Here is a 10,574-nt window from a genome sequence, read left to right as displayed (position 1 = left end):
CCCCCGTTCCCGGGCCGGGAACGGGGGCGGTCCCTCTCGGTTACCGCCGCAGCGCCCACTTCTGGAGCGACTCCAGCGGTCCCGTATCGAAGCGCCGCAGCCACAGCGACGAGCCCGCCACCAGGACCAGACAGACGGCCGCCCACAGGGCCAGCACCCACCAGGGCCCCGCGTCGTCGCCGAACCGTCCGGCCAGGCCCAGACCGAACCCGTACGCGACGACCACACACAGGACGTTCTGCGCGACGTAGCAGGAGAGCGCGGTCCGGCCCACCGAGGTCAGGCCGCGCAGCACCAGGCCCTGACGGCTGACCCGGTCCAGCACGGCCCCGACCAGGCCGATATAGCCGAGCGCGGTCAGCGGGGCCGTTCCGTAGCGGCTCAGCAGGGCGAAGTCGGGACCGGCCAGGGTGAGGGCGATGTCGAGGGGGAGTCCCACGCCAAGCCCCCAGAGCATCAGCCGCCCACGGATCCGCCGCCCGGTCCCGTCGGCGGCGAAGGCCCCCGCGCGGAAGAGCCGGACGCCCAGCAGGAAGAGCGCCACCAGCAGCCCGAAGGACAGCACCGGCTCCAGCCGCAGCGCCAGCGCGTTCTCCAGCCGGAAGAGGATCTGCTCCCCGTAGGAGCCGTGCGCGTAGAGGTCGACCACCGTGCGGGAGACGGGGTCGCCGCTCCCCGTACCCTCCGTCGCCAGGACCGCCGTCAGCAGCGCCATCAGAGTCAGGTGCGCCCCGGCCGCCCACCACATCACCCGGCGCTGGGCGCGTTCGCTCCGGGCCAGCAGCCAGGCCACCAGCAGCGCGGTCACCGCGTAGCCCATGAGCACATCCCACGCGAAGACGAGGACGAAGTGCACCGTGCCCTCGGCGAAGAGGAAGAGGGCCCGTCCGCGATACCGCCCCGGCCAGGGCTGTCCGCGCCGTTCGGCGGAGGCGTACTGGATCGCCAGACCGACGCCGAACAGCACCGTGAGCATGGCCAGGAACTTGCCGTTCGCCAGCAGCCTGGCCACGGTCTCCACCGCGACCGGCAGGGAGTCGAAGCCGTTCTCCCCGAAGCCCCCGGCCAGCACCCCCCACTCGGATCCGGGGCTGGTGAAGATCCAGACATTGGTCAGCAGGGTGCCGAGGATGGCGACACCGCGCAGGACGTCGAGCAGGGGGAGCCTGGCCGCCCGTGGGGCCGCCGTCACCGGCGCGGGGCGGAGCGTTTGGGTCATGTGACCATCGTCCCGGGCGGGTCGGAGGCGATCGTCCTGCCTCCTGATGAGACCGGTGCTACGCCGAAGGATGTACCGTGCCGCGGCCGGGCCGCTACGTGTGGCGGAGGCCGCTCCGCTGACCTGCGCTGATGTCGCCTGAGGGGCGCGGGGACCCGTAGCTGATCTCGTCGTCGTCGGCGTCTGGTGCGGGCGTCAGGTCCCGGTGGTCAGGCAGGTGTTCCGGCGGCGAGGAGGGTGCCCTGGAGATCGCGCGGGTGTTCCGGCGGCCGGGTGGGTGTTCTGACGGCCGGGCGGATGTTCTGACGGTCAGGCGGGTACGGGCTCCGGCTCGGGTTCGGGGGACGGGCGGCGGACCCGGCGCGCGAGGAGTTTCGCCGTCTCCCAGGCGACCAGCAGCACCAGGGCCGCCAGCACCGCCCAGCCGAACTGGCGCAGGCTGAGCTGGGTCGTGCCGAGCATCCGCCGGAAGCCGTCCACCTGCGTCACCAGCACCGCGAGGGCGAGTTCGCCGAGGGCCGCCCAGTTCATCTGCTTGCTGTCGAAGGTGGAGGCCCGCAGCACCGACTCCGTCTCACTGCGGCACTCGAAGGCCGCCACGATCAGACAGAGCGCGAACGCGGTGAACGCCATCGAGTTGCCGACCGCGGGACTGCCGAAGTGGTGCTGGCCCAGGGTGATCAGCGAGAGCAGCAGCACGGTCAGGGCCAGTCCGGCGAGTCCGACGGTGAGCAACAGCGGCCCGGTCAGCACGGATTCACCGCGCGGGCGCGGTCGGCGCCGCATCAGCCCCGGGCTCTCCTGGTCGAAGCCGAGCGCGAAGCCGAAGGGCGCGTTGACGATGAAGTGGACCCAGAGCACCTGGGCCGGGGTGAAGGGTTCCCCGGCCGCGATGTTGAAGATCGTGGCGCCCAGGAAGGTCAGGACGAACGCCACCAGCAACAGCAGTACGAACCGGATGTACTTGGTGAGGTTGTCATAGAGCTTGCGGCCCTCCTCCACCGCGTAGACGATCGTGGAGAAGTTGTCGTCGGACAGGATCATCCGGCTGGCGTTCTTGGCCACATCCGTGCCGCTGCCCATGGCGATCCCGATGTCGGCGGCCTTGATCGCGGGCGCGTCGTTGACGCCGTCACCGGTCATCGCCACGACATCGCCCTTCTTCTTCAGCGTCTCGGCGAGCAGCACCTTGTGCTCGGGGGCGACCCGCCCCACCACCCCGATGGAGTCGATCCGCTCCAGCCGCTCCCGCTCCGGCCAGGACGCGAAGTCCGCGCCCAGGACGGCCTCCCCGGGGATCCCCAGCTGCCGGGCGATGGCGGCGCCGGTGGTGACATCGTCGCCGGTGACCATCCGTACCCGGATATGGGCGTCCCGGGCGCTGCTGACGGCGGCCCGTGACTCCGCGCGCGGTGGGTCGACCATGCCGACCAGCGCGGTCACCCTGAGGCCGGTGACATAGGGGAGGAGCTCGCCGCCGGGGTCGAACGCCGACGGGTCCAGATCCCGGGCCGCCGCCGCCATCACCCGGCGGCCCTCGCCGCCCATACGCTCGGTCTCCGCGCGGGCGCGTGAGCTCAGCTCCTCGTCCCAGGGCACGCTCCGCCCGTCGGCGAGGGCGGTGGTCGCACGGGCCAGTACCGCCGGGGCCGCGCCTTTGACGAAGCAGCGCACCACCGGCGCGCCCGCGTCGTCGGTCGCCTCGTGGAAGGTGGCCATCAGCTTGTAGTCGGGGTCGAACGGGAGCGTCGCCAGCCGGGGGAAGCGCGCCCGGGTGGCGGCCACGTCCAGCCCCGCCTTGTGGCCGAGGACGAGCAGGGCGCCCTCGGTGGGATCCCCCACCACCCGGCCGTCGGCCAGGGTCGCGTCGCTGGCGACCAGGAACGGCAGGATGGCGTCCTCGACGCTCGCCGTGGATCCCGCCGCCCGGTGGATCCGCCCGTCGAGTCCATAGCCGGTACCGGAGACGGTGTAGCGGTCGGTGGGGCTGACCACCTCGACGGCGGTCATCTGGTTCATGGTCAGGGTGCCGGTCTTGTCGGAGTTGATGGCCGAGGTGAAGCCCAGTGTCTCGACCGACGGCAGCTCCTTCACGATGGCGTCGCGCCGGGCCAGGCTCAGCCCGCCGACGGAGAGGATCACCTGGGTGACCGTGGGCAGGGCCTCGGGAATGGCGGCGATGGCCAGGGAGACCGCGCTGATGAAGAGCGTGTCCCAGGCCTGGCCCCGGGCGCGGCCCAGCACGAACATCACCACCATCGTCAGCCCGGCCGCCGCCGCGATCCACAGCGTCAGGTTGTTGAGCTGACGGGTGAGCGGTGACTCCTCCCTGCGGGTGGTGGAGAGCAGACCGGAGATCCGGCCGAGTTCGGTCCCGGCGCCCGTGGCGGTGATGACGAGCACCCCGCTGCCATGGGTGACGGGGGTGTTCATAAAGGCCATGCTGGACTGTTCGCCGGGGCTCAGCCCGCCCTCCGGCAGGGTGCCGCCGTCCTTCGCGGCGGGCACGCTCTCGCCCGTCAGCGCGGACTCGTCGATCTGGAGGGCGCTGGCCGTCACGATCCGTCCGTCGGCGGGGACCTGGTCCCCGGCGGAGATCAGCACCACATCGCCGGGGACGAGTCCCTCGGCGGGGATCTCGGACTCGGTCCCGTCGCGCCGTACCCGCGCGGTTGCCTTCATCATCGACTTCAGCGCGTTCATCGCGCTCTCCGCCTTGCCCTCCTGACGCAGCCCGACGACCGCGTTGAGCAGGGTCAGCAGGGCCAGCAGGATCGCGGTGGTCCACTGGGCGATGGCCAGGGAGACGGCGGCCGCCGCCACAAGGATGATCTGCATATAGCTGCGGTACTGGTCGAGGAAGCGCCGCCAGGCGGGGCGTGGCTGCTCCTCGGGGAGGGCGTTCGGCCCGTGCTCCGTCAGCAGCCCGGCCGCCCGCGCCGCCGTGAGGCCGGTGGCCGGGTCCACCGCGAAGGCGGTGGTGACCTCCTCGGGGGTGCGGGTGTACCAGGCGGTGGGTGTGGCGCGCCCGGGGTCCGGGTCCGTACCGTCGGCGGGGGCGCTCATCGCGGGCCTTTCCTGGAGGCTGCTGTGGTGTTCCTGGCGGTCTTGGCGTTTCTGGCTGCCGGGGAGTCCTTGCCCGGGGTTTTCCCGGCGGCCTTGCTCTTCTTGCTCTCCTTGGCTGTCTTGACTGCCTTGGTCGCCTTGCCTGCCTTACCTGCCTTGCCTGTGTTGGCCGCCTTGGCGCTCCGCGTGCCCTTGGTGTGTGTGGCGTCCTTGGCCTTCGGGTCCGCGCCGGGCGCCTCCCGCTCCAGCTCCCGTCGTGCCGACTGGAGTTGCCCGCGGGCCTCGGCGCTGACCGTGGGATAGCGCGGGTCGATCTCGGTGAGGGTGTGCACGAGCACGGCGGCGGCGCAGATACGGGCGAACCACTTGCGGTCCGCCGGGACCACGTACCACGGCGCCCACCGTGTGCTCGTCGCCGACAGCATCTCCGAGAAGGCGCGCTGGTAGTCATCCCAGTAGCGGCGCTCGCGCACATCGGCCGCCGAGAACTTCCAGTTCTTCTCCGGCAGGTCGATCCGGCTCAGAAAGCGTTGGCGCTGCTCCTCCCGGGAGAGGTTGAGGAAGATCTTCACGACCTGGAACCCGTTGTCGGTGAGATGCCGCTCCCAGTCGTTGATCTCCCGGTAGCGGCGCTTCCAGATCCCCGGGCGCAGGGCCGGAGGCGGCAGCCGCTGCCGGTCGAGCACCTCCTGGTGGACCCGGACCACCAGGACCTCCTCATAGTGCGAGCGGTTGAAGACCGCGATGTCGCCCCGGGCGGGGAGCCTGCGCGCGTAGCGCCACAGGAAGTCGTGGTCCAGCTCCTCGGCCGAGGGCACCTTGAAGCTGCTGACCCGCACGCCCTGCGGGTTCATCCCGCTCATCACATGCCGGATCGTGCCGTCCTTGCCCCCGGCGTCCAGCGCCTGGAGACAGACCAGGACGCCATAGGTGTCCTGGGCCGCCAGCCGGGGCTGGTACTCGGCCAGCATCTCCACGCCGCGCCGCAACAGGTCCTCACCCTGGGCGCGGTCGAGATGGGCCTTGTAGCGGGGGTCGAAGTCCCGGGCGAGATCGACGGTGGAGCCGGGCGCCACCCGCAGGGGCGCGATGAAGTCCGCGATACGTGCCGCCCTCTTGTCCGCCATGGCCGCTGCCTCCTGCTCCCCGCTGTGGGTACGGCTGTACGTCGGTACGGCTGTACGTCGGTACGTCTTGTACGCCGGTACGGTCGGCCCGCTGCCGGTACGCCGCCACGTTCGGTCCGCGCGTGTACGCCGGTACGGTCGGCAGCCGCGGGTACGCCGGCCCGGTCGAGGCCGGCCGATGCGTGTCGGTGCGTCGGCGCCGCCGACCCGTACGGGTACCGCCACCGTCGGTCGCGGCGGCGGCGCGGGCAAGGGGCGGACGGCCGTTCGGGTGAGGGCGCGGGCGCCGGAAACCAGGTGGCCCGGGGCCGGGACCGCCGGGTCGTCAGGCCGTCCCGACTATGGACATGAACGTTAGCGTGAATTAACTTCCTTGGCGTGGGTGGTCCGAAAAACGCCGCTTCACTTACTCATTCACGATGTCTTCATGGCCCTCACCCCTCCTCGCCCGAGTCGATTCATCGTCGCCGCAGACATCAGCGCCAGTTCACTTTGACCGTTCTCAGGAGCTCTCATGGCCCGTGTCAGGCACCCGAACATGCCCACCACCCTGACCATCCCCGCCGTGGGCGCGGACGCCCTCCTCGCGGGCAGCGCACGGGCCTACCCCGGGCGGCCGGCGCTGGTGGACGGGGCCGAGTCCCTGACGTACGCGCGGTTGTGGGAGGCGGCGCGGCGGACGGCGGGCGGGCTGCGGGAGCGGGGGTTGCGGCCCGGGGACGCGGTCGCCCTGCACATGCCCAACACCTACTGGTACATCGTCGCCTACTACGGTGCCCTGTGCGCCGGACTCGCGGTCGCGCCGATCAACCCGGCGCAGCCCGCCCCGGCGCTGCGCCGACAGCTCGTGGAGTGCGGCGCCCGCGCCGTCATCACCCACCCCGCCAACGCGGCGGTGCTGGCCGGGGCCGTGCCGGACGCGGTCCGTCTCCTCGTACACGTACCCGGCTCCGCCGCCTCCCCCGTGCCGGAGGGGACGGTCCCGCCCGAGGGGTCAGTCCCCCTCACGGAGCTGCTCGCGGCGGCCCCGCTGGACGGGTCGGCCGAGCCCGTCGACCCGGAGGCCGTCGCCCACCTCCAGCTGACCGGTGGCACCACCGGGCGCGCCAAGGCGGTACGGGTGCTCCACCGCAATCTCGTCGCCAATGTGCTCCAGACCATGTGCCACCGCGCCTGCGCCCTGCCCGAGCCGGACGGGAGCGGCGGTCTGCGGCTGGTACGGGTGGCCGACCCCGCGCCCCGGGCGCTGGTGCCCGGCACGGGCGCCACCATCGCCATCGCGCCCCTCTTCCACGGACTCGGCCTGGTCGGGCAGAACGCCAACACCCTGCTCGGCTGCACCTCGGTCATCACCGGCGGCCGGTTCGACGCCGACCGGTTCCTCATCGACATCGAGGCCCACGGGGTCACCCATATGTCGGGGTCGCCCGCGATGTACTACGGCATGCTGCGCAGCCCCGAACTCGGCCGCCGTGACCTGTCCTCGGTACGGATGGTCACCTCCGGCGCGGCCCCCATCGACACCACGGCCCTGCTGGCACTGCGTCAGGCCATGCCGGGCGCCGCCGTCAACGAGGGGTACGGACTGAGTGAGGCGACCATGGGCCTGACCATGACCTGCCCCGGCGCCGGGACCCCGACCCCGCCGGGCAGTGTCGGGCCCGTCCTGACCGGCACCGAACTCCAGATCCGCGATCACGACGGCGCGACCGTGCTGCCGCCCGGCGCCACCGGTGAGATCTGGGCGCGCGGCCCCCAGATCGCCGACGGCTACCAGGGCGACCCGGAGCTGACGGCCCTCCAGTTCATCGACGGCTGGCTCCGCACCGGGGATCTGGGCCACCTCGACGACGACGGCTTCCTCTTCCTCGCGGGCCGGGCGAAGGACATGCTCATCTACAAGGGCTACAACGTCTATCCGCAGCCCCTGGAGGAGGTGCTGTGCGCGCATCCCGCCATCGCGCAGGCGTCCGTCGTCGGCCGTACCGATCCCTCGTCGGGCGAGATCCCCGTGGCCTTCGTCGTCCTCGACGCGTCGGTGGCTCCCGGTGCCGCGCGTGACCCGGAGTTCAGCCGCTCGGTGCTGGACCATGTCGCCGAGCGGGTCGCCCCGTACCAGAAGGTGCGCGAGCTGCATATCGTCGACGCGCTTCCCCTGACCCCCACCGGAAAGATCCTCAAGTCCGCTCTCCGTGAGCGCCTCGCCCGCTGATCCAGCGGCGCGGGCCAGGCCCCGGGACGGCGCGGGTCAGGCCCTGAGCCCTGACGCCGCCCGGCGGTGGGCTGTCGTACGCCCGGCCCCGAGCCGTGCCGCGCTCTGTCCCGGGCGGCGGCCGGGCTGTCGGGCCCGTCCCCCCTCCCGCGTCTCTCCCGTCTCCGCGTGCGCGGCCCATGAAGGCGTGTGCGGAACTGCTCCTCTGGTCCCGAACCACCGTGAAAGCACAGGGAATACATATGATCGAGTACGAGTCGGTGTTCATCGGCGGGCGCTGGACCGCCCCCGCCGCGTCTGCCCCCGCCACCTCCGCCGCCGCGTCCGCCACCATCGACGTACGCTCCCCGGCCACCGGTCAGCTCGTCGGCCGGGTCCCGCACGCGGCCCCCGCCGATGTCGACCGGGCCGTCGAGGCGGCGCGCGAGGCGTTCGACCAGGGGCCCTGGCCCCGGATGACGCTCGCCGAACGGGCGGAGATCGTCACCCGGATCAAGGACGGGCTGCTCGCCCGGCACCAGGAGCTGGCCGAACTGATCTCCCGGCAGAACGGCTCCCCGATCGGCTTCGCCGTCCGGGGGCAGGCACTCAGCGCGGTCGGCGCCTTCGCGGCCGCCCTGGCCGTCGCCGCCCGGCTGCCCGAGGAGGAGGAACGGCCCGGCCTGACGGGTCCGCTGCTGGTGCGCCGGGAGCCGGTGGGCGTGGTCGCGGCGATCACCCCCTGGAACGTGCCCCAGCTCACGATCGCGGCCAAGCTCGCCCCGGCGCTGCTCGCGGGGTGCGCGGTGATCCTCAAGCCGTCGCCGGAGACCCCGCTGGACGCCTTTCTGCTGGCCGAGGTGTGTGCGGCGGCCGGGCTGCCCGAGGGGGTGCTCAGTGTGCTGCCCGCCGACCGGGAGACCGGCGCGTATCTCGTCTCCCACCCCGGTGTCGACAAGGTCGCGTTCACCGGCTCGGTGGCCGCGGGCAAGGCCATCATGGCCGCCGCGGCCGCGAACCTGACCCGGATCACCCTGGAGCTGGGCGGCAAGTCGGCGGCCGTGCTGCTGGACGACGCGGATCTCGACACCGCCCTCCCGGCGGTGGTCGGGGGCGCGTTCGTCAACAGCGGTCAGGCGTGTGTCGCCCTGACCCGGGTGCTGGCCCCGGCGTCCCGCTACGACGAGATCGCCGCCCGGCTGACCGCCGCCGTCGCCGCCCTGCGGGTCGGCGACCCCGCCGACCCGGGGACCCAGCTCGGTCCCCTGGTCAGCGAGCGCCAGCGGGAACGGGTCCTGGCGTATGTCAGGACCGGCCGGGAGGAGGGCGCCACGCTGCTCACCGGCGGCGGGATCCCCGAGCACCTCACCACCGGCTGGTATATGGAACCCACCCTCTTCGGCGATGTCGACAACGGCATGCGGATCGCGCGCGAGGAGATCTTCGGGCCGGTGGTCTGTCTGATCCGGTACGAGGACGAGGAGGACGCCCTGAGGATCGCCGACGACTCCGCGTACGGGCTGGCCGGGACCGTCTGGGCGGGCACCACGGAGCGTGGGACGGCCTTCGCCCGCCGGGTCCGTACGGGCACGTACTCCGTCAACTGCCAGCGCTTCGATGTCGCCGGGCCCTTCGGCGGCTACAAGGACTCCGGCATCGGCCGCGAGTTCGGGCCCGAGGGGTTCGCCGCGTACCAGGAGACCAAGACCATCCATCTGCCCGCGCCTGACCCGGCCTGATCAGTGCCTGACCTGAGCCACGGCAGTGCCTGACCTGAGCCAAGGGAGTGCCTGACCCGTTCCGGAGCAGTCCCCGAACAGCCCCTGAACCGTTCCCCCAGCAGTACCCGCACCCGCCCGCGCGGGAGAACCCCGACGCACCACGAGGAGAAGAGCCCATGCACGCTGCCGTACTCCGCGCCACCGGCGATCAGACCCTGGACGTCGCCCAGGTCAGTCCCGTCTCCTTCGGACCCGGGCGGGTCCGGGTCCGTATGCGCCGCGCCGGGCTGTGCCACTCCGACCTGTCCGCGATGAGCGGGGTCCTCGCCCACCCCGCCCCGTTCGTGCCCGGCCATGAGGGCGCGGGCGAGGTCGTGGAGGTCGGGGAGGGCGTCACCCATGTCAGGCCCGGGGACCGGGTGATCGTCTGCTGGATGCCGCCGTGCGACTCCTGCCCCATGTGCGCCACCGGCGACACCCATCTGTGCCGCAGCGGCTTCGCGGCCCTCGGTACGCCCAACTTCCAGGACGACGGGACCGCGCTGCCCGGCATGATGGGCGCCGGGACCTTCGCGGAGGAGACCGTCATCGCGGGCCACGCGGCGATCCCGATCCCCGACGACGTGCCCTATGACATCGCCGCGCTCATCGGCTGCGGGGTGACCACGGGCATAGGCGCCGCGCTCAACACCGCCCGGGTGCGGCCGGGCTCGTCGGTCGCCGTCATAGGGCTGGGCGGAGTGGGGGTCAGCGTCATCCAGGGCGCCAAGGTCGCGGGCGCCGCCCGGATCGTGGCGGTCGACCCGACGCCCAACCGGCGGCGGATGGCGCTCGGGTTCGGCGCGAGTGAGGCCATCGCCCCCGAGGAACTGGCCGAGGCCGCGCGGACGGTGAACGGAGGCATCGGCTTCGACTACGCCTTCGAGGCCGTCGGCAAGGCCGTGACCCTGCGCGCCGCGTACGACGCGACCCGCATGGGCGGCACCGTCGTCCTCGTCGGCGCGGGCGCCCGTACCGATCTGACCGACCTCAACCTGGCCGAGCTGGTCCTCAACGAGAAGAAGGTACTGCCGTCCTTCTACGGGGGCGGGGACGTCCGCCGTACGTACGCCACCATCATCGACCTGTGGCGCGCGGGCCGGATCGACCTGGAATCGATGATCACGCACCATGTCCCGCTCAGCGGGATCAACGAGGCCATCCGGCAGATGCACTCGGGCGAGGCCCTGCGCACGGTTATCGACATCGTC

At 72.2% G+C, this 10,574-nt stretch carries 6 protein-coding genes; 3 read left to right on the top strand and 3 right to left on the bottom strand.

The window, feature by feature from the left end; genetic code table 11:
* Positions 1-40: 40 nt before the first annotated feature.
* The 3 genes from ACFVIM_RS28290 to ACFVIM_RS28280 form a co-directional block, all read right to left on the bottom strand.
* The gene (locus ACFVIM_RS28290; protein ID WP_384307014.1) at positions 41-1,219 is read right to left on the bottom strand and encodes a DUF418 domain-containing protein; all 1,179 of its coding nucleotides are present in this window, start codon (positions 1,217-1,219) and stop codon (positions 41-43) included.
* A 309-nt stretch (positions 1,220-1,528) separates the two neighbouring features.
* Positions 1,529-4,285: a cation-translocating P-type ATPase gene (locus tag ACFVIM_RS28285; protein WP_384307012.1), complete on the bottom strand. Its 2,757-nt coding sequence runs from the start codon at positions 4,283-4,285 to the stop codon at positions 1,529-1,531.
* Positions 4,282-5,412 (bottom strand): PPK2 family polyphosphate kinase, encoded by a 1,131-nt coding sequence (locus ACFVIM_RS28280; RefSeq protein ID WP_384307010.1) that lies wholly within the window; start codon positions 5,410-5,412, stop codon positions 4,282-4,284. Before ACFVIM_RS28280 ends, ACFVIM_RS28285 begins: the two co-directional genes overlap by 4 nt.
* Positions 5,413-5,926: 514 nt before the next feature.
* On the opposite strand from ACFVIM_RS28280, the gene ACFVIM_RS28275 reads away from it, so the two are divergent.
* The 3 genes from ACFVIM_RS28275 to ACFVIM_RS28265 all read left to right on the top strand — a co-directional run.
* A complete protein-coding gene (locus tag ACFVIM_RS28275) occupies positions 5,927-7,624 on the top strand; it encodes a class I adenylate-forming enzyme family protein (RefSeq protein WP_384307007.1) in 1,698 nt (565 codons plus the stop codon).
* 242 nt (positions 7,625-7,866) lie between these two features.
* Positions 7,867-9,342 carry an aldehyde dehydrogenase gene (locus ACFVIM_RS28270; RefSeq protein ID WP_384307004.1) on the top strand — a complete coding sequence of 492 codons (1,476 nt, stop codon included), beginning with the start codon at positions 7,867-7,869 and terminating at the stop codon, positions 9,340-9,342.
* A gap of 158 nt (positions 9,343-9,500) precedes the next feature.
* Positions 9,501-10,574 (top strand): alcohol dehydrogenase catalytic domain-containing protein (locus ACFVIM_RS28265; RefSeq protein ID WP_384307001.1); only part of this gene is annotated, 1,074 nt, incomplete at its 3' end.

It is taken from the genome of Streptomyces sp. NPDC057638, assembly GCF_042800315.1.
Taxonomy (GTDB): Bacteria; Actinomycetota; Actinomycetes; order Streptomycetales; family Streptomycetaceae; genus Streptomyces.
The sequence above is the reverse complement of the archived record's forward strand: the minus strand, read 5'-3'. Positions and strand labels throughout refer to the sequence as shown.

Bases quoted from the DNA above. Each gene is read 5' to 3' on its own strand.
- ACFVIM_RS28290 (WP_384307014.1), bottom strand. From the start codon at position 1,219: ATGACCCAAACGCTCCGCCCCGCGCCGGTGACGGCGGCCCCACGGGCG.
- ACFVIM_RS28285 (WP_384307012.1), bottom strand. From the start codon at position 4,285: ATGAGCGCCCCCGCCGACGGTACGGACCCGGACCCCGGGCGCGCCACA.
- ACFVIM_RS28280 (WP_384307010.1), bottom strand. From the start codon at position 5,412: ATGGCGGACAAGAGGGCGGCACGTATCGCGGACTTCATCGCGCCCCTG.
- ACFVIM_RS28275 (WP_384307007.1), top strand. From the start codon at position 5,927: ATGGCCCGTGTCAGGCACCCGAACATGCCCACCACCCTGACCATCCCC.
- ACFVIM_RS28270 (WP_384307004.1), top strand. From the start codon at position 7,867: ATGATCGAGTACGAGTCGGTGTTCATCGGCGGGCGCTGGACCGCCCCC.